A 21,262-nucleotide genomic window follows, 5' to 3' on the forward strand; every position below is an offset into this window, starting at 1 on the left:
CCGGCATCGGTCCGCACAAGGACACACGCGGGCGCTCCACGGCGAAACCGGGGCCCGACGGCCCCCTTACAGAGTCCGCACCTGGAGAGATCGCATATGGGCGTGAACGACGTACCCGCGTCGACGCTGCTGGACATCCTGCTCGACGCGGCGCGAGAGGCCCCCGGCCAGACCGTCGTACACGTCCGGGGCGACGGCGGCGAGCGAGCGGTCACCTTCGCTCAACTCCGCGACGACGCACTGCGCGTGGCCGGCGGACTCGTCGCGGCGGGCGTGACGCCGGGCACCCCGCTGCCGCTGGTCGCCGACCGGGGAGACGCCTTCCAACCGATGTTCTGGGGCGCGTTGGCCGCAGGAGCCGTGCCCGTCCCGCTCGCCACGGAGCCGCGCCGGATCGGGCCGGTGTGGGAACTCCTCGGCAGGCCGCCCGTCATGGTGGACGAGGCGACCGCGACCGCGGCCGGCGCCATCGGCTCCGGCGACGGACCGCACGGCCAACCGGGCCGCGCCGTGCGGCTGTTGCGGTGGGACGCCCTCCGCCGCAGCCGCCCGCTGGAGTCCGCTCACCGGCCCGCCGCTCACGACGTCGCCTTCCTGCAGTTCTCCTCCGGCAGCACCGGGGCTCCCAAGGGCGTGGAACTGTCGCACGCCGCGGTCTTCGCCAACCTCCGGCAGATCCGTGCCGCGATGGCCATCACCTCGGACGACGTGATCGCTACCTGGATGCCGTACTTCCACGACATGGGCCTCATCGGCACGCATCTCGTGCCCATGGCCGCACGTCTGAAGCAGATACGGATCGAGCCGCTGTCCTTCGCCAAGCGGCCCGCCCTGTGGTTCGAAGCCGTCGCCCGCCACCGCGCCACGCTGCTGTCAGCCGCGAACTTCGCCCTCGACCTCGCGGTACGCCGCGTTCCGGCCACCGCGCTCGCGGGCCTGGACCTGAGCTGCGTGCGTCTGCTGCTCGTCGGCGCCGAGCCCATCTCACCGCGCGTCTGGCGGGAGTTCACGGCGAGGGTGGCTCCGGCCGGGCTGGACCCGCGCGCCCCGCTCCCGGTGTACGGCCTGGCCGAGGCGACCCTGGCCGTGACCGTGCCGCCGCTCGACGAGACCGCCGCGCCCCTCCTGCTGGACCGAGCCGCGCTCGGTCGGGGCCGGGTGGTGGAGACCGACCCGGGTCCGCACACGGTGGAGTTGATGGACCTGGGTCGGCCGGTGCCCGGGTGCGAGGTCCGGATCACCGATGAGTTCGGGGATCCGGTGGGTGAGCGGCGGGTCGGGCATGTGCAGGTACGGGGACCGCAGTTGGGGGGCGGGTACCGCCGGGCGCCCGAGGCGAGCGCGGCGGCGTTCGGCGGTGACGGCTGGCTGCGCACCGGCGACCTCGGCTTCCTGCGGGACGGGCGGCTGTGCGTCACCGGTCGTCACAAGGACGTGGTGTTCGTCAACGGCCGTACGTTCCATGCGTCGGACCTGGAGTCGACGGTCGCGGCGACGCCGGGGCTGCCGTCCGGGGCGGTGGCGGTCGTGGGGTCCACGGATCCGGACGGCGGGGGCGAGCGGGTCGTCGCGTTCGTGCAGTGGGCGCGCCCCGAACCCGCCGCCGCAGCACCGGTGCTGCGCGCGGCAGCCGGCCGGCTGCGGGAGATCCTCGGCCACGACGACGTACGCGTGCTGCCGTTGCCGCCGGGGGCGTTCCCGCGTACCACCAGCGGGAAGATGCGCCGCGGGGAGCTGCGGAAGCGCTTCGAGGACGGGCGGTACGCGACGGTGCAGGACCGCTGGTCCGACGCGGCGGCCGCGACGGCGGGCGGGTCGACGGTGGGCGGATCGGCGGGGGACGGATCGGCGGGGGCGGGACAGTTCGCTGCCCGTCGTTCGCTGCGTGAGGTGCAGAGGTCGGTGCAGCGGATCTGGGCGCGCGAACTGGGGCTCCCGGTGTCCCGAGTCGGGCTTCAGGAACGCTTCTTCGACCTCGGCGGGTCCTCGCTCAAAGCGATGGCCGTGCTCGCCGGACTGGAGGAGGCGTTCTCCTTGACGGTGGAGCCGGGCGCCCTGCGGGACCACGACACGGTGGCCGGGTTGGCCGGGCACGTGCTCGCGCTGCTGACGGAGTCGGATGCGGAGGGGCGCCTCGTGGCTCGGGGGGAGCCGTCGGGCGTTGACGCCGGGCACCTCACGGCTGATCGCGCACTCCCCCACTCCGTCGAACGGCCTGCGGCCGCGGCGGGGTCCGTTTCGCCGGGCGGAGCCCTCGCTGTGCTCTCCGCTGCCTGCCGGTTCCCCGGCGCCGACACGCTCGAGTCCTTCTGGGAGTTGCTCACCGCCGGAGGCGAGACGTTCGCTGAGGTCCCCGAAGGCCGACGGGAGGCCGACGGGCCCCGTCCGACGCCCCGCGTCGGTTCCTTCCTGCCCGATCCCGCGGCCTTCGACGCCGGTTTCTTCGGCATGGACGAGGCGGAGGCACGGGCCACCGACCCTCAGGCCCGCATCTTCCTGGAACTGGCCCACGAGGCGCTGGAACGAGCCGGATACGCGGGTCCCCGCCGGACGGGCCGCCGGATCGGGGTCTTCGCGGCGGCCGGCGACAGCGGCTACCGCGAGATCCTCGCCGAGGCCGCCGCCGGGGATCTCGCCGCCCACCCGGGCGCCCTCGCCGGCAACCTCCCCAACCTGATCGCCGCCCGCGTCTGCCAGGCGCTGGACCTCGACGGCCCCGCCCTGGCCGTCGACACGGCCTGCTCCTCCGCGCTGGTCGCCCTGCACCTGGCCCGGCGCAGTCTGCTGGCCGGCGAATGCGACCTCGCGGTGGTCGGCGGTGTCAACCTGAGCCTGACCCCCACCGGCCACCGTCTCCTCGAGGCGACGGGCGCGCTGTCGCCGACCGGCCGGTGCCGCGCGTTCACCGCGGACGCGGACGGCTTCGTGCCCGGAGAAGGCGGCGCGGTGATGGTCCTCGCCCGCCTGGACGACGCCCGCGCCGCCGACGACCCGGTCCTCGCACTCGTCCGGGGCACCGCGGTGAACAACGACGGGCACTCGCTCGGCCTTCTGGCCCCCACGCCGCGCGGCCAGCGCGAGGTGATCGGCCGGGCGTACGCGGAGTGCGGCGTCGATCCGGCCGACGTGTCGTACGTCGAGGCGCACGGAACGGGCACGCCGATCGGCGACCCCGTGGAGGCGCAGTCGCTCGGCCAGGCCTTCCCGCCCCGCACCGACGGGTTCCCGCGCCTCGTCGGCTCGGTCAAGACGAACCTGGGGCATCTCCTCAACGCGGCAGGGATGCCCGCCCTGGTCAAGGTCGTGCTCGCCCTCTCCCACCGGAGGCTCCCGCCTTCCCCCCACACCGCACCCGCTGCCTTCCTCGCTCACAGCGCCCCCGGCTTCCGGCTGGTCACCGGCAACGGGGAGTGGACGGGAGTGAAGGGGGGCCCGCTGATCGCCGGCGTCAACTCGTTCGGTTTCGGCGGCACCAACGCGCACGCGATCCTGGAGGAGGCGCCGGGGGATGCCGAGAAGGCCCCGGACGCGACCCTCGTGGCGACGGACGGCCCACACCTCCTGACGCTGTCCGCGCGCACCGAGGACGCACTGCGCGTGGCCGCCGCCGAGCTGGCCGCACATCTGCGGGCCCACCCCGAACTGGACGAGGGTGAGGTGTGCGCCACCGTCAACACCGCCCGGGACGCGGGACCGTACCGGCTGGCCGTGGTGACGCGAGGGGATCTCGCGCACAGGCTCGAAGAGTGCGCGGCGGACGTCACGGCGGCGGCGGTGCGTCGGCCGAGCCCGGCCTGCGCAGTGACGGGCCCCGTACGGACCCGGCCCCGGACGGTGTTCGTCCTTCCCGGCCAGGGGACCCAATGGGGCACAGCAGGAAGGGAGTTGTACCGCTCGGCAGCCGTGTTCCGTGACCTGCTGGACGAGGCCTCGTCCCTCACCGGGCCGGTGCTCGGCCGTACCCTGGCCGCCTGGTGTCTGGACGAGGAGGCCGACCCGGCCGACCTGGCCCGCACCGAGGTGACGCAGCCGCTGCTGGTCGCCTTCGGGGTGGCGCTGGCCGGGCAGTTGGCCGCGTGGGGTGTGACGCCCGACGCGGTCGTGGGGCACAGCGTCGGCGAGATCACCGCGGCGTGCGTCGCCGGTGCCCTGCCGCCGGCCGAGGCGGTCGCTTTCACCGCCGAGCGCGGACGCCTGGTGGGCGAGCTGGCCCCGCCGGGCGCCATGGCAGCCGTACGGGGCGACGAGGACACCGTCGCCTCCGTGATCGCGGCATCCGACGGCTCGCTGTGCGTCGCCGCCGTCAACTCCCCCACCCAGCTGGTACTGGCCGGCGAGGCCGCGATCGTCGACCGGGCGGTCGCCGACCTCACCGCACGCGGCGTGACCGCCCGCCGCCTCCGCGTCTCCCACGCCTTCCACTCCCCGATGCTGCAACCCGTGCTCGACCCCCTCCACAACGCGGCGAAGTCCCTGACGGTCGGCCCGGCCCGCGTCCCGATGCTCAGCACGGTCACCGCCCGTTGGGACCCCGACCTGACCCCCGGCTCCGGCTACTGGCGCGCCCACGCGATACGCCCGGTCCGCTTCGGCTCAGCCGTCTCCCGGCTCCTGGAGGAGGGGTACGACCAGTTCGTCGAACTCGGCCCCGGCGGCTCGCTCTCCGGCCCCCTTCACGCGGCGGCCGCAGCGCATGACGGCGACATGCCCTCCGAGGTCGCGGTCCTGCCCGCGCTTCCCGCCTACGCCGCGGCGGGAGCCGATGCCCTGCTCGCAACCGTCGGCCGCCTCTGGAGCCGCGGGACACCGCTGTCCTCTTCGTCTCCGGCCCGCAGCACGAGCCGTCGACGCGTCCCCGTCCCGACGTACCCGTTCCAACGCGTCCGCCACTGGCCGGACAAGCTCGGCACGACGCCCCGGCCCGGTCCGGCACCGGCACCGGTTCCGGAGCCGCGCCCGACGCTCCCCTCGCCCCAGGACACGGCCGCCCCGCAGCCCCTCCGCTGGCGCGACGCCCCCCTGACCGTCGGCCCCGGGCCTCGTGCCGTGCGGCTGACCGGCGCCGACACTCCGCTGCGACGATCCCTCACCGAGCGCCTCACCGGGCGCGGAGTGACAGTGGAGGGATCGCGATCAGCCCCGGCTCCGGACGGGGACGAAACGGCGGTCGAAGCCGAGACGACGGACTCCCCGGAGACCGTCCTGTGGTTCGCCGGAGGGAGCACGGGGCCGGAGCCGGACACCCGCGCCGCCGTCTGCGCCCTGCGCGAGGCGCTGACAGCACTCGGCACGCGCACGACCCGGCTGCTGGTGGTCACCGAGAACGCGTACGTCACCGGCAGCGGCGACGCCCTCGCCCGCACCCGCCCCGTCCAAGCCCTGCTGCACGGCTTCGCCCTGGCCCTGCCCGAGGAGATGCCGGTGCTCTCCTCGCTGAGCGTCGACCTGTCCTCCGAGGACCGCATTGACGAGCAACTCCGTTTCCTCGAAGCCGAGTTGTGCGCCTCCGCTCCACCTCCCGGCGTCCGCGGGGGCGCGGACGGCACCGTCGCCTGGAGGACGGGCCGACGACTCGCCCGCACACCTGCCACCGCCACCCCCGCCCCGCCGAACTGCCCGCCACCCCTGCCCACCGACGGCAACTACCTGATCACCGGCGGCGCAGGCGGCCTGGGCTCCGCCCTCGCCCGCGACCTGGCGGAACGCGGCGCCCCCACCCTCGTCCTGACCGGCCGGACCCCGACCCCACCGCGCGCCCTGCTCACCGAACTCCGCGCCCTCGGCGCCCACGCCCGCTACCAGGCGGCCGACGTCTGCGACGCGGACGCCGTCGACGAGCTCATCGCCGGGCTGCCGCCCCTGGACGCGGTGTTCCACGCGGCGGGCATCGTCCACCCCGGCAGCCTGCGCGCCAAGCCGGACGACGAGATCGAGGCCGTGCTCGCCGCGAAGGTGCACGGCACCACGCTCCTTGCCGAGGCCCTTCGCAGGCACGGCCGACAGGAGACGGTCTGTCTGGCCTTCTCGTCCGTCTCCGCCGTACTGCCCGGCCTGGCCGGCGCCCTCGGCGACTACGCCGCCGCCAACTCGTTCCTCGACGCCTTCGCCACCGCGGAACGCGCGGCCGGCCGCCCCTGGCAGACGATCGCCTTCGGCCCCGTCACCGACACCGGCCTGGCGAGCGGAACCGGCGTGGAAACCCGACGCCGGTCCCGCGGTCCCGCGGGCGTTCCCGCCCCGATGACGGCACGGGCCGCTCTGACGGGACTGCACACGGCCGTCGGCCTGGACGCCGCACACATACTCGTGACGGGCGCGGACGTCGCTGTCCCCGTTCCCGTTTCCACGGCGGCCACCCCCGCCATGGCCCAGCTCCGCGAAGGCGACCGTCGCGTCGACCCGGACGAGCCGCCCGCGCACACCGACCGGGCCGCCACCGACGACACACCGAACAACCGCGCCTCCGCCACCGCCACCACATCGTCGTCCACGTCCACGTCCTCGCACACATCCCTCATACGCCGCCTCCTGGCCGACGCTCTGCACCGCTCCCCCCAGGACATCGGCGTCGACGAACATTTCCTCGGCCTCGGCCTGGACTCGCTCAGCGCCGTCGACCTCGCCCGCCGCCTGGAACACGAACTCGGCCGGCCCCTGCCCGCCACCCTCTTCTTCGAGCACCGCACCATCGGCGAACTGGCCGCCCATCTGGCGACCGCCCCACCGACACCGAGCCCCGCCCCGGCCCCGCCCTCCCCGACGGCCAAGGCCGACGGCCGTCGCGCCCTCCCCGTCGCTTCCCTCCCCCTCACCCCCCTGCAGCTCGCCTTCCACACCACCGAAACCCTCCATGAGGGCGTCACCGCCTACGGCTACGTACGCCAGAGCGTCCGCGGCCCCCTCGACACGGCCCTCCTCGGCAGGGCCCTGGCCCGCCTCGCCGCCCGCCACCCCATGCTGCGGATGCGGATGACCGGCGACGCCCGCCCCCAGCAGTACGCCGCACCCGCCGGGCCCACCGACCCCGCGCCCCGCTGGTACGAGGTCCGCGAGCAGCTCGACATCGCGCGGCTGGAACAGGAGCTGTGCAACCGCCCGTTCGACCTGAAGACGGAGGACCCGGTACGAGCCGTCCTCGTCCACGACGGAGACGACGCACACCTGGCCCACCTGCTCCTGGTCGTCCATCACGCCGCCGCCGACGGCTTCAGTCTCAAGCTCGTCTGCGAGGAACTCTGGTCGCTGTACACGGCCTTGACGCGAGGGGACGAACCCGGGCACGAGAGCGCGGACGGAGGCGTGGGCGAGGGTGAGAGGGACGCCTCACCGGCCGCCCCCCGGGCCGAGTTCGCCGACTACGTGGCCGCTCTCACCGCCGAACGAACGTCTCCGGTGTTCGCCGAGGACCAGCGGTACTGGCGCGAGCGACTGGCCGAGCACACGCCCACGACACCGACGTCGCGCTTCTCCCTGCCGTACGACGCCGACCCCGAAGCAGCCCCCGCCCCACCCCTCAGCCACCACGCCACCGGCATCGACGAGACCCTCACCGCCGCACTGCGCGAGACCGCCGCGCGGAACGGGGTCTCGCTGTTCCATCTGCTGCTGGCGGCATACGGCCGATGTCTGGCCAGGTGGAGCGGGCGGCGGACCGTCGCGGTCAACGTGGCGCGGGCCCGCCGCGAAGCACGCGTGCCAGGCATCGACCGTCTGGTGGGGCCGCTGGCCGACACACTGCCGGTGTTCGTGGCAGTCGACCCCGACGAGCCGGTCGGCACGCTCGCCGAGCGACTCCGGCTGATGTGGCGCGAGACCGAGGCCCACGCGACCCTGAGCAGCGCGGACTTCGCCCGGCTGCTGTCCGAACTGCGGCCCGCCACAGGCCTCGCGCCGCGCACCGCAGCCGAGGCCGGGTTCAGCTTCGCCCGCTTTCCGGTGGTTCACGGCCCCGACTGGCCCGTCACGGTCACGCCCACCGCCGCGGCCACCGCGTCCGCCGCCACCCGGCTCGGCCTGCTCTGCTGGGAGGCGGACGCCGCTCTGCGCCTGTCGTGGAACTACCCGGCCCGGCTGTTTCGCCCCGAGACCGTACGCCGCCTCGCCGACGAGTACGTCGCCGAACTGCGCGCCGCCGTCACCGGCCCCGCGCCCACCGCGGTCTCGGTTGCACACCCCGTCGGCACACCGGTCCGCGCCCTGAGCCGTGCGGACGGCACAGACGCCGCGGCCGGTGCGGCCATCGCGGCCGGTGCGGCCGGTGCGGCCGGTGCGGTCATGGGGGACGACGGCGTCATGGGGGACGGCGCGGTCCTCGGGGACGGTGACGGGATAGTGGCCCGGCTGTGTGCTCGGTTCCGCGCCACACCGCGGTCCGTCGCCGTCGCCGGGGACGACGGGTCCACGCTCACCTACGCCGCCCTCGACACCGCCTCCGCCGCCCTCGCCGCCCGGCTTCACGCCCACGGCGTACGCAGCGGCGACCTGGTGGGGCTGCTGACCGAGCCGGGCGGCACGGACACGGTCACCGCGGTCGTCGGCGTCCTTCGGGCCGGCGCCGGCTGGGTTCCGCTGGACGCCACCCACCCCGCCGCGCGGCACCGGGACCAACTGGCCCGCACGGGGGTGCGCGTGCTCGTCTGCGACGCGGCGAGCCGTGCGGCGACCGCCGATCTGGACGGCGTCACAGCGGTCTGCCTCGCCGATCCCCTGGACGAAGCGGCGATCGCCGACCCCGGGGACGGCGCCACGGACCCCGAGGCCATCGCCTATGTCATCTTCACCTCCGGCTCGACCGGCCGTCCCAAAGCGGTCCCCATCACCCACCGGTCGATGACGAACTACCTCGACTGGTCGCTGGCCGCCTTCGGCTACCGCCCGGGCGACCGGCTCGCGCAGACGGCGTCGGTCTGTTTCGACGCCTCCGTACGGCAGTTGCTCGCCCCGCTGTTGAGCGGGGCCACCGTGCACACCCTCTCGCGGGACCTGCTGCGCGATCCCGACGCGCTGCTCGACCATGTCGTCGCGGACCGGATCACGGTCTGGAGTTCGGTTCCGACACTGTGGGAACGCCTGCTGACCGCCGCCGAGGAACGCACCCGCCGCACCGGAGCAGCCCCCGACCTCTCCGCCCTGCGCTGGGTCCACGTGGGCGGCGAGGCCCTGCCCGCCGCCCATGTGCGCCGTTGGTTCGACCTCCTCGGCGCTTCGGCGGATCACAGTCCCCGCACCCCGCGCCCCCACCGGATCTCCAACCTCTACGGTCCGACCGAGGCCACGGTCAACGCCACCTGCCACGTCATCGAGGCCCGGCCCGCCGACGACGTGCGCCACCTTCCCATCGGCCGCCCGGTCGCCGGCGCCGAAGTGATGGTGATCGGTGAGGACGGCCGCGCATGCGCCTCCGGCGAATCCGGCGAACTCCTCATCGCCGGAACCGGCCTCACCCCCGGCTACCTGGGCGAACCCGGGCTCACCGCCGCCGCCTTCACCGAACGGGACGGTCGCCGCTGGTACCGCAGCGGCGACCGCGTCCGCCGCGGGGCCGACGGAGTACTGGAGTTCCTGGGCCGGCTCGACGACCAGGTCAAGGTCCGCGGCCACCGCGTCGAACTCGGCGAGGTCGAGGCCGCCCTGCTCGCGCACCCCCGTGTGGCCCGCGCGGCCGTACTGCTGCGCGACGGAAGGCTCGTGGCGTTCGCCGAGCCCAGGACCGGGGCGGACGCCCTCGACCCCCGCGAGGTGCGCGCCTTCCTCTCCCGCACGCTCCCCCCGTACATGCTCCCCGGCCGCATCCACTCCTTCCCGGCCCTGCCGCTCACCGGCACAGGCAAGATCGACCGCAACAGGCTCGCCCCCGGAAGGGAATCCACGGACACCGAGCCCGGAAGCACCCGACGCACGCACACCGGGCCTGCCGGCGCCCGGCACGAGGACACCGAACCCACGCGCACGGCTCCCGCCACCCCCACCGAGCTTCTGCTCGCGCAGGCCTGGTCCGAGCTGCTGGACGTCCCGCAGTCCGGCATCAGCAGCCGGGACGACTTCTTCGCACTCGGCGGCGACTCCATCGCCGTGCTGGAACTGTTCTCCCGTCTACGCCGGGAACGCCCCACACTGCCTCGCCCGACCGCCGTCTACACGCACCGCACCCTGAGCGCCCTGGCCGCCGCGATCGACGCCGCCGCCAAGGCCGCGCCGACGGGGGGCGGCTCGGACGACGGCACGGCCACCGCCGAGCCGACCGGACGGCGACGTCCCGAACGAGAGGCGGCCGCGGACCTCCTCACTCCCTACCCCCTCACCCCCTCACAGCAGGGCTTCCTCCTCGCCGACGCCATCGCCTCCGGGACGCCCGGAGCTGCCGGTCCTTCCGGCGGCTCCAGGGGCAATCCCGCCTGGCTGGCCCGTTTCCGCATCCGCGGCCGCCTCGACCCGAACCTGTTCCAACGCGCCGTCGACGTCCTCGTGGCCCGGCACGCCATGCTCCGCACGGTCTTTCCGGCAGGCGCCCGCCCACCCGTGCAGCAGGAGCTTCCCGCCTCGCTGCGACTCCCCGTCCCGACGGAAGTCCTCGCCCATCCCGGCCTGCTGGAGACACGCGCGGCCGAGGAGGCGAACCGCCGCTTCGAACCCTGGGCGTGGCCCCTGCTGCGGCTGCGCCTGTTCACCGTCGCACCGGACGAGCACGTCCTCCTCGTCCACGCCCACCACCTCATCGGCGACGGGTTCAGCGCGGCACTGCTCACCCGCGAACTCCTCGCCGTGTACGGCCGTTTCGCCCGCGGCCTCCCCCATGGCCTGGAACCCCTGCGCTCGACCTTCCGCGACCACGTCCTGCACCGCACCGCTCAGCACCAGCCGACGGCCCCCCAGGCTCCCGACCCGCAGACCGAGGAGTACCGCGCCCGCCATCGCACGCCGTACACCGCGCCCGTCCTGCGCGCGCTCCCTCCCGACGGCGCCGCCCGCGGCTTCCACCTCACCGCCTTCACCCTCGATGCGCACCGCGCCCGCTCTCTGCGCCACCTCGCCCGGACCTGCGGCACCACGCTCCACGCCCCGGTCCTGACCGCGTACTTCCGCGCCCTCGCCGCCCTCACCGGACGCAGGGACCTGGTCCTCGGCATGGCCGTCACCGGCCGGGACGACACCACGCCGGACGCCCACCGCGTCTTCGGCCCGTTCAGCGAGGCGGTGGCCCTGCGCCCCGGCCTCACCCCCGCACCCTCGCCCCACGGCGTCTCCACCCCCGGCTTCGAAGACGACCTGCGCCGTGTCGCCGCAGAGTCGGTCGCGGCCCGCGCCACCGGCCCCCTGGACCTGCGCACGCCCCAAGGCCTGCCCCGCACCGCCCAGTTCTTCTTCACCTTCCTGGACTTCACCGCTCTCGGCACGCCCCCCGACACGGCCCTGACCCTCCAGGCGGACGACGCCGAACTCGCCCCGCCGCCGATGGGCACCGACGTCTTCCTGGCCGTGCGCCCCTCCCCCGACGGCGAAGGCCTGCGCATCACGGCCCGCGCCTCGGCGACCGCCCTCACCGAGGACGAACTGCGCGACTTCACCACCGAGTTGAGAAGCCGGCTCGAAGAACCCGTCCGTCCCGGGAGGAACTCCGCACCGACCTTCGCCCCCCTCGACGCCGCACTCATCGGCTACCTTCCCGCGCCTCACCACCTGGCCGCACTCGCCGGACTCCCCCCGCACACGGGCCCCGGCCGCGAACACATCCGGGCCCTCCTGTTCCCGGACGGCAGGGCCAGACTTCTGGAACACCTCACCACCCCTCTGGGCAGATCCGGTTTCGTCTCTCTGCCGCTGTTCGCCGACGAACTGACCGGCCCGCTTCGCGCCGGTGACCCGACCACGCTGGCCGGTCTCACCGCGCGCGCCGTCGAACACGCCGCATCCCTCGGCGCCCGCTGCGTCTCTCTGGCCGGCATGATCCCGTCTCTGACCGGCTACGGCTACGACGTTCTGCGCGCAGCACAGGCGACCGCCGCCAACCCGACGCTCACCGCCCTGACCACCGGGCACGCGGCCACGACCGTCGCCGTCGTCAAAACCGTCCACGCCGCGCTCGCCGCAACCGCCCGCGACCTCGGCGAACTCACCCTCGCCGTCGTCGGCTGCGGGTCCATCGGCACGTCGTCGCTGCGCCTGCTCCTCGCTCGCAGCCCCCGTCCACCGGCCCGCGTCCTGCTCTGCGACCTGCCCGGCAGCGCGCCCCGGCTCCACGAGCTGGCCGCCGAACTGTCGGCCGGGCACCCGCGGACGCCGGTGCAAATCCTCAAGTCGGAGGACGCCAGGAACCTGCCCGCCGAGATCTACCGGACAGCCGACGTCATCGTCGCAGCGGTCAGCGGCAGCACGACGACCCTGGTGGACGTGGACCTGCTGCGGCCCGGAACGATCGTCGTGGACGACTCCTTCCCGCACTGCTTCGACACCGCACGAGCGCTGCACCGCATGCGTGAGGTCCAGGACGTGCTCATCCTCGGAGGCGGCCTGCTGGCCCTGGACGCCACCGAGACCCACCTGGCGCCGGACCTCCCGGCCGCCGCCCTCACCGGCCACGCCGCCGCCCGCACCCAGCACCATCCCGCACTCCACCTCCCCGGCACCCTCGCCTCCTGCCGCCTGGAGTCCCTCCTCCACGCCCACCTCTCCGACGGGCACTCCGACACCGAACTCCCGCTGATACACGGCCTCGTCGACCTCCCGCGAGCCCTCGCCCACTGGGACGCCGCCGAAGCCGCCGGAGTCCGCCCGGCCCCCCTCCATCTCCTCGACCACGCCGTCCCACCGGAGGCCCTGCGCGTGCTGCCCCCACCAGGGCGACTCCGCTGAATCGTCCCGACTGCCGGACGTCGAAGGACGCCCGCACAACGGCGCTCCCGCCCCGGCCTCCGAGCGAAACGGCCGAGGATTGACGCGCGTTGCGGAACATGGCGAGAATGCAGCTCACTTCACTGCTCCCGCGGTCAGCGGATCGGTCGCAGGACGCGGTCGCGCCTGCCTCGCCGCCGGGCCGCCTTCTCGATGAACCCCTCCCCACCCCCCACCCTCACCTTGAACCAGAGGCTCCCTTTGTCGCGTTCACAACACCTCAGATCCCTGGCGCCCCTGGCTGCAAGCGCGTTCTTCGCAGCGGCCCTTCCCGTGCTCGGAGCGGGAACGGCGTACGCCGGGACGGACGGCGCCTGCCAGTCGGCCACGGTCCAGTACCGGATCGTCGGCGCCGACGGAAACGTCGTAGGCGCCGACTGGACGTCCCAGGGCGGCTTCCACGCCTGGGAGACGGTGCCCGGCACCGTCGAGGTGCGGCTCGCACCTCACCAGACCGTCGGAGAGGGCTGCACCTACCCGGTCTCGCTCGCCGAGTACACCACCGAGGGGCCCAACTGGTTCGTCTCGGGGCACCAGACGCTGGTCGACAAAACCACCGTCCACCTCACCGCGGCGGACGTCGCCGGGAGCGACGACGCCAAGCGCACCTGGCAGAAGCTCATCGTCCAACCGCCCACCTGCTACGGCCAGATCGACCTGTACGGCGATGACGTCAGCTACGACGGGAAGGAGGGGGACGGACACGGCCCCGCCCCCTACGAGCCGGACAACATCGTCACCCCCTACCACCTCATAGCGGCGTGGAACGGCGGGGACAAGCCGTGCGCTCCCGAGGCGCCGGAGTCGCCGTCCCAGCCGACGCCGTCCGCCCCCGCGACGCCTACCCAGCCGGGGGGCGGTGCGCCGCCGTCGAGCAGCCCGACGCCGCCGGAGACTCCTCAGCCGTCCACCACGCCTCCCACCACGTCGAAGGTCCCGCCGGCGCCGCAGACGCCGTCGACGCCGTCGACGCCGTCCGACTCTCCGGAGCCGTCGCCCAGCGGCAGCAAGCCGCCGCTCGCCGAGACGGGGACCTCCGCGCCGGTCGGACTGATCGCAGGATGCGCGGCCGTCGTGGTCGCCCTGGGGGCGGGCTTCACCATCACGGCCGGCCGGGCGCGCCGCAGCCGACGAGGCTGACCCCTTCCTGCAGCCCCGGCCACGCGCCGACGGCAGGTGCCCGCTTCGCAGGAAGCGGGCACCTTCGAGGAAGCCGGCGAGGCAGCGGTGTGCGAGGCCGGTGCGGTCGGCGGCGAGGCCGGGGCGGACCGCTCCGGCTTCGCCGCGGGCTCCAACTCACGCACCGTCTCAGCTGGTTCGTACCGCCTGCGCCAAGGCGGTGAGAGTGCGGCGAGTCTTGTTCTCCGAATTATCGGAGAGGGTCACCCCGCGCTCGCGCACCGCTTCCTCCAGCTTCCGCTGTTTACGCTCCGCCCGGTCCGTCAGCTTCTCGGCATCGTCCTCGTCCTTGGGCTTCACTCGCAAGGACACCTCCAGGAACTCGAGACCGGCGGCCGACCACGTCTCCAGGTCCACTTCCAGGTCGTCCAGCGGGACGTCGTCGGCCTTCGCCGAGAGGACGGGCCCCAGCGCGACCAGCCCGTCGAGCGGAACGGCGGGCCCGCAGGCGGACAGGAACCGCTTCTGCATCGCGTCCATCGCAGCGGTGGGATCCGCTCCGTGCTCCACCGCGCCCGACAGAGTCCCCGGCGGACACGTACGCCCCGCGGAGGCGGCGAGCACCCGGCCCCCCGCCGACCAGTCCTCGTCGATCTTGTAGGTGAAAGGTTCCTCCTTGAAGGCCGCGGAGAACCGGCCGATCAGTTGCTCAACGGTGCACGGGCGCAGCTTTACGGTCAGGTCGTCCGCAGCGGCACCGATTCTGAACCGTATGATCCCGCCGCTGGTCAGCAGCGGAAGCCGCCCCTCGGCCACGCCTTTCCCCTCTTCGGCGAACCAGATGAGACGCGTCGCCATCGCGTCCCGGGTCCCCCCGAGGGCCGACAGCGCCGCGGAAACGTCGCCCTCCACGTTGACCTTGATCTCGACCGGCCGCAGGTTCATCGCTTGGCTCCTGTTCACCTCGGTGGCGTGTGCGTCTCCCATCGAGGACGGGGTGCCTTCTCCCCGTCACGGGCAACTGGTCGTGTCGGACCGGAGTGGCTGGATCGCACGGACCCCGAAGAGCGCGGGCGACTCCGAGCGGTCCGTCAGGGCCGAGCGCGACGCATGGAGGCGGCGGACGCCTTCTCCCGTCCGTTCGTCTCGGTGACCCGTTCTCGCCGAGTACGCCGGCATCCACGTGCCGGCATCCACGTGCAACTCGTCCCTGTGGACACGGGCGCGGGTCCGGCACCAGAGGCAGGGCCGGTGCGCATTCATGCCGCTGATCTTCGCCGCCTCAACGCCCGCCGCGTGAAGACGTGACATGACGCCACGCCCCGCTTTTACCTCACATTTCCACTGTCTGCCGACGACAAGCCCCCCGCAACTGGACAGCCACACGCGAATCCTCGCCCTGTCGGCTCGTCAACCCTGCGCCGCCCGCGGCCCCTCACGTCCAGAAGCTCGGCCTTGAAGCGATACCCGCCCCCACCCAAAGAATCGGGGCGAATGCGGGGAGTTATGTGAAATCGAAAAAGTCAACACCCTTCCTGTAACTGGTCGGTGATATGTGGCAACGCGCCCGGAACCCTGCAATGCTGATATCGAGAGAAAACCCACACCGTGACCACATGAGAAGTGGTCGACGGTCAGGCCGCTTTGATCGGCCACATCTCACAGCCCAGCCCATCCGGACGCTCCGGCAAGTCCGGTTATCGCCTTGCCCTGGGCGGTCTCGGTGGACGGCAATCGGAGAATCATCAACAAACCTTCGTCTTAGGATCACGGAGTCCCCCATGACGAGCGTACTTCGAGTGAACTGCGCGATTCCCCCGTACATCCTCGAGGAACTTCTGGAAAGCGACAACGTCGAGGTGCGGAAGGCGGCGCTGAACACGCTGCTCACCACTGCCCGCCTGAGGGGCGCGCGGACGGTTCTGGCAGCCTTCCCCGGCGCCGCCACGCCCGGGAACGGGCGCAGGACGGTCTTCGACTGCCGAAACGGCACGGATCTCGCCTTCGCGGTACTGGCCCGGTCCGAGGACGGCCCGCCGTCCTCGGACGGCGCCGCCAACCGGGCGTTCGACGCCCTCGGCAGGACTCGAGACTTCTACCAACGAGTGTTCGCCCGGAATTCCATCGATGGCCAGGGAATGCGCCTGGACGGCTACATCCACTACGACGAGAAGTACAACAACGCCTTCTGGGACGGGCGGGAAATGTGCTTCGGCGACGGTGACGGAATCATCTTCTCCGATCTCACGGGCTCGCTTTCCGTGATCGCCCACGAATTGGCGCACGGAGTGACCGAGCACACCGCGGGACTCGTTTATCGCGACCAGTCCGGGGCTCTGAACGAGTCCATTTCCGACGTGTTCGGGACGCTGGTCGAGCAGTGGACGCTGAACCAGACGGCCGATCAGGCGGACTGGCTCATCGGCCGCGAGGTCTTCACACCCATGGTTCAGAAGGACGCTCTGCGATCGATGAGGGCCCCTGGACACGCCTGGGCACGGGATCCGCAGCCCGACCACATGTCGAACTACGTGCACACGTCGGAGGACCACGGTGGGGTGCACTACAACTCCGGAATCCCGAACAAAGCCTTCTACCTGACGGCGGCAGCCATCGGCGGACACGCGTGGGAGGCCCCGGGAATGATCTGGTACGAATCGCTCAAGGCGTCCAACAGCGAGACGCGGTTCCAGGAATTCGCCGACACCACCTACCAGAAGGCAGGGGATCTCTACGAAGTCGGCGGCCTCCAGCAGCAGGCCGTGCTGGGCGCGTGGCAGCAGGTGGGCATCACCGTCACCGGGGTGCCGACCGGGATCGCGAGGGAACAGGGCCTCATGGTCGACGAGAACAGTGACGCGGGCCAGCAGGATTCCGTGGCGGCAGTGGCCAGGCGGGTTCAGGCGCTTGCGGGCCAGGTCCAGGAACTGAGCAACGACGTGGCCATGCTGAAGGGTGGTGTGACCAGCGGCCGTTGATCTGCTGCGCCCTCCGCCTTTCCGGCGGAGGGCGCTCGACGGCCGTGAGGTGCCATGAAGATCACCCTGAGGACAGACGGCGGGCTGGCTGCCACAGTTCTCGCCGGCCTTCCGCCGCAGGTCCTGGACACGGACACCCTGCCCCGAGGAGCCGCTGCCGAAATGCACCGCTTGGTGTCCGCAGCCGCCCGGTCGGTGGCGGAAGCGGAAGGGACCGGGGAGCCCTCCAGCCTCGCCAGGGACGCCATGAGCTACTCGATCACGGTTGAGGAGGGCGGCCACGCATCCGTCCTGGTGCAGTCGGACACGACCATGTCGACGGAGTTCGCGGCGCTGCTGCGACGGCTCAGGCAACATACCGCGCGGCAGTGACGGGTCTCCCGTCGAAGCGCTGATAGGGCTCGTTAAGGACCGGCAACCTGCGGATCGTGCGTGAGCGCGATCCGCAGGTTCGGCTTGTGTCGCGTTCCGCCACCGAGCTCGCCGACCTGCTGTCGCCGGTAGGCGGTCGGGGCCGGCAAGCCGGGGCGGCCTCTCGGTCAGGCCTCCACCACGCAGCGGCCCTGAGGCGATGAGCCCCAAGACGTCCTGCTTCAGGGGCCGGCATGGTGGCCCCACGCATAGCCGACCCTCGAACTATGTCGCCCCGCCACATGTGCTCCTGACCTGCGTCTTCCTACCGTGTGCCGACACGTACCCGTCCCCACCGCACACGAGGAAGTGGCGTCCATGGCATCAGCAACAACCGCTCCCCCACCCCCCGCCGGCCTCAAGCGCATCGTCGCCGCCAGCCTGATCGGCACCACCATCGAGTGGTACGACTTCTTCCTCTACGGCTCCGCCGCCGCCCTCGTCTTCAACAAGCTGTTCTTCCCGGACTCCGATCCGCTCGTCGGCACGCTCCTGTCGTTTCTGACCTACGCGGTCGGGTTCGCCGCGCGGCCGCTCGGGGCGCTCGTCTTCGGGCACTACGGGGACCGGCTCGGGCGCAGGAAACTCCTGGTGCTGAGCCTGCTGTTGATGGGCGGGGCGACCTTCGCGATCGGGCTGCTGCCGACCCATGCGACCGTCGGGGCCGCCGCGCCGGTGCTGCTGACCACGCTGCGCCTGATCCAGGGCTTCGCGCTCGGCGGCGAGTGGGGCGGGGCCGTTCTGCTGGTGTCCGAGCACGGAGACGCCCGGCGGCGCGGGTTCTGGGCCTCGTGGCCCCAGACCGGCGCGCCCGCGGGGCAGTTGCTCGCCTCCGGCGTGCTGTCCCTGCTGACCGCCCTGCTCTCGGACGCCGCGTTCGCGTCCTGGGGTTGGCGGATCCCCTTCCTGCTCTCCGGAGTGCTCGTGATCGTCGGCCTGTGGATCCGGCTGTCGGTCGACGAATCGCCCGTGTTCCGGCAGGCGTTGGCGCAGGCCGAGGCCCGCAGGACGGCGGCGACGGCGGCGACGGCGGCGACGGCGACGGCGGACACCGAGCAGTTGCCGCTGGTGTCCGTGCTGCGGCACCACTGGCGTGATGTGCTGGTGGCGATGGGCGCGCGCATGGCGGAGAACATCTCCTACTACGTCATCACCGCGTTCATCCTCGTGTACGCGACCACCTCGGCCGGGGTCTCCAAGCAGACCGCCCTCAACGCCGTGCTCGTCGCGTCCGCCGTGCACTTCGCGGTGATCCCCGCCTGGGGTGCGCTGTCCGACCGGATCGGGCGGCGGCCCGTGTACCTGGCCGGGGCGGTCGGCATCGGGCTCTGGATGTTCCCCTTCTTCTCGCTCGTCGACACCGGTGACTTCGGCAGCCTCGTGCTCGCCGTGACCGTGGGCCTGGTGCTGCACGGGGCGATGTACGCGCCGCAGGCGGCGTTCTTCTCCGAGATGTTCGCTACCCGGATGCGCTACTCCGGCGCGTCGATCGGCGCCCAGTTCGCCTCGGTCGCGGCGGGCGCCCCGGCCCCGCTCATCGCCACCGCCCTGCTCGCCGACTACGACAGCTCCACGCCGATCGCCCTGTACGTGATCGCCGCGGCCCTGTTGACGGTCGTGGCCGTGGGAGTCGCCAAGGAGACCCGGCATCGCGACCTGGCCGACGTCGGGGCCGCCACGGAACACCGGCCCGAGCAGGCTCCCGCCGCGGATGCGCGCGCCGTCTGATCCCACCCGGGCGCCCACCGGGCGTGCGCCTGCGTCCCGTTCCGCTCTCCCAGCCCCGCTCCCGCCCCCGTACGCCGCTCCAGCGTGCGGGGGCGTCGAGGCGAGGGCGGGGCCGGCTGTGCCGACGCCTTCGTGGCGGGTGGTCCGTCCGCGGTCAGTGCCGGGTCGGATCCGCCAACCGGTGCAGGCGCAGGGCCAGTTGGGTCTCCAGGGCACGGGCCGGGCTCTGCCAGTCGTCGCCCAGGAGCCGGCCGACGCGCTCCAGGCGCTGGGCCACCGTGTTGACGTGGACGTGGAGCGCGTCCTTGGTGCGGGCCGGGCTCATGCCGGAGGCGAAGTACGCGTCGAGGGTGCGGAGCAGGTCGGTGCCGCGCCGTTCGTCATAGGCGACGACCTTGCCTATGGTGCGGGCCACGAAGCCCGTGACATCGCGCTCGCCGGCCAGCAGCAGGCCCAGGAAGCCGAAGTCCTCGGCGGCCGCCCCGTCACCGCGGCGGCCCAGCAGTCTCAGCGCGTCCAGGCACCGGCGGCCCTCCTCGTACCCGGCGACCACCGCGTCCGGCGCGGCGGCGAGGTCGCGCACCGGGCCGGACGCGCCCACCGTGACCGTCTCGTGGACGGCGTCGCCCAGGTGCAGCGCCGTACGGCGGGCCAGTTCCGTCGCGCTGTCGCCGGCTTCCAGCGGGAGCAGCAGGACGGTGCCGCCGTCGCGGGAGGAGGACAGGCCGTGCCGGGTGGCGGCCAGGTGGGAGGCGGCGGCCGACAGGCGGCGGCGGGCGGCCGCCTCGTGGTCGGCGTCGGGTGCGACCACGTCGAGGCGGGCGGCGAGCACGACGTGGGTCGCGTCGAGGTCGGCGCGCAGCCGGGCGGCGCGCTCGCGCAGCAGGCGCGGGTCGCGGTCGCGGGCGTCGAGCAGGTCGTCGAGGAGTTCGCCGCGCACACGCTGTTCGGCCTCTGCCGCGGATCGTCTGGCCAGCAGCAGCAGGGAGGTCACCATCGCGGCGCGTTCCAGCGTCAGCTGGTCGACCGGATCGAGTCCCGGATGGCCGCGCAGCACCAGCGCGCCGAGCAGTTCCCCGCCGGCCGCCACGGCCGCGACCCAGTCGTCCCGGTGACGTACGGCGTGCCCTTCCGCGCGGGACGCCTCCAGGGCGTCGGCGGGCGCGCTGTCCGTGAACTCCACTGCTCCGTCGAGTACTTGGGAGACCGCGGCGGCCACGTCGTGGACCCCGCCACCGCGCAGGACCAGTTCGGCCAGCCGGTCGTGGACGTCGGAGGCGCGCTCGATGACCGCGCTGCGGTCCCGGATGATCTCGTTGGCGCGCTCCAGACCGGCCAGCGCGGAGCGGGTCTCGGTGAGCAGGTTGGCGGTGTCGATGGCGGCCGCGGCGAGCGCCGCGAAGGAGCCCAGGAGGGCTATCTGCTCCCGTTCGAAGACCCGGGCGCGCCGGTCGGCGGCGAACAGCACGCCGATGACGTTCGGTCCCAGGGTGAGCGGCACGCCGAGGATCGCCACCAGGCCTTCGTCGCGCACGCCCGCGTCGATGGCCGCCGTGTGCCGGAAGCGGTCGTCGCGGAAGTAGTCGTCGGTCACGTACGGACGGGCCGTCTGGGCGACCAGACCGCCGAGCCCCTCCCCCATTCCGAGGCGCAGCTGCTGGAAACGGGCGGCGACGGAGCCCTCGGTGACCCGCATGTAGGTGTCGCCCCTGGCCGGATCATTGAGGCTGAGGTAGGCGATGTCGGTGCCGAGCAGGGAGCGGGCCCGTTGCACGATCGCCTGCAGGACGGCGTCCACGTCGCGCGGGCCGGCGAGGTCGTGGGCCGTCTCGAAGAGCGCCGAGAGCTCGGCCTCCCGGCGGCGCCGGCCCTCCAGTTCCGCGCGGACCCGCAGCGCGAGCAGCCGGGCGTGTTCGAGTGCCGCGATCCGCTCGTCCGACCCTCCCTCTGCGCGGGCCAGCAGCACGGGCCGGTCATAGGCGTCGGCGGCCGCGCCGCGGGCGAGCAGTTCCAGGAACGGCGCGTCGGCGTCGTGGGCGGCGGTGCCGGGGGCCGTCACGGCTCCGTGCAGGTGATCGCGGGACATGGTCACAGGATTCCTCATCACCCGGCCGGCCCGTCAGCCCTGTGGAAAACTC

7 protein-coding genes are annotated in these 21,262 nt (G+C 73.1%); 5 read left to right on the plus strand and 2 right to left on the minus strand.

What is annotated here, in order from left to right:
- The first annotated feature begins 96 nt into the window (after positions 1 to 96).
- The gene (locus BG482_RS11810) at positions 97 to 12,849 is read left to right on the plus strand and encodes a hybrid non-ribosomal peptide synthetase/type I polyketide synthase (RefSeq protein WP_069768919.1); all 12,753 of its coding nucleotides are present in this window, start codon (positions 97 to 99) and stop codon (positions 12,847 to 12,849) included.
- 312 nt (positions 12,850 to 13,161) lie between these two features.
- The gene (locus tag BG482_RS11815; protein ID WP_256096332.1) at positions 13,162 to 14,028 is read left to right on the plus strand and encodes a hypothetical protein; all 867 of its coding nucleotides are present in this window, start codon (positions 13,162 to 13,164) and stop codon (positions 14,026 to 14,028) included.
- Between the two features lie 168 nt (positions 14,029 to 14,196).
- On the opposite strand, the gene BG482_RS11820 is transcribed toward BG482_RS11815, so the two are convergent.
- Entirely contained in the window at positions 14,197 to 14,952 is a 756-nt protein-coding gene (locus BG482_RS11820; protein ID WP_069768921.1) for a hypothetical protein, read from the minus strand.
- An 836-nt stretch (positions 14,953 to 15,788) separates the two neighbouring features.
- Between BG482_RS11820 and BG482_RS11830 the strand changes: the two genes are divergently transcribed.
- From BG482_RS11830 to BG482_RS11840, 3 genes are all read left to right on the plus strand, one after another.
- Positions 15,789 to 16,985, plus strand: coding sequence for a M4 family metallopeptidase (locus BG482_RS11830; RefSeq protein WP_069768923.1), 1,197 nt, complete (start codon positions 15,789 to 15,791; stop codon positions 16,983 to 16,985).
- 54 nt (positions 16,986 to 17,039) lie between these two features.
- Positions 17,040 to 17,357: a protealysin inhibitor emfourin gene (locus tag BG482_RS11835; protein ID WP_069768924.1), complete on the plus strand. Its 318-nt coding sequence runs from the start codon at positions 17,040 to 17,042 to the stop codon at positions 17,355 to 17,357.
- Between the two features lie 357 nt (positions 17,358 to 17,714).
- Positions 17,715 to 19,124 (plus strand): MFS transporter, encoded by a 1,410-nt coding sequence (locus BG482_RS11840; RefSeq protein ID WP_069768925.1) that lies wholly within the window; start codon positions 17,715 to 17,717, stop codon positions 19,122 to 19,124.
- A 154-nt stretch (positions 19,125 to 19,278) separates the two neighbouring features.
- Here the strand turns inward: BG482_RS11840 and BG482_RS11845 are convergent, their stop codons facing one another.
- Entirely contained in the window at positions 19,279 to 21,210 is a 1,932-nt protein-coding gene (locus BG482_RS11845) for a GAF domain-containing protein (protein WP_069768926.1), read from the minus strand.
- Between the last annotated feature and the right edge of the window lie 52 nt (positions 21,211 to 21,262).

The sequence above is a fragment of the Streptomyces sp. LUP30 genome, from assembly GCF_001746365.1.
In the GTDB taxonomy this organism is placed as follows: domain Bacteria; phylum Actinomycetota; class Actinomycetes; order Streptomycetales; family Streptomycetaceae; genus Streptomyces.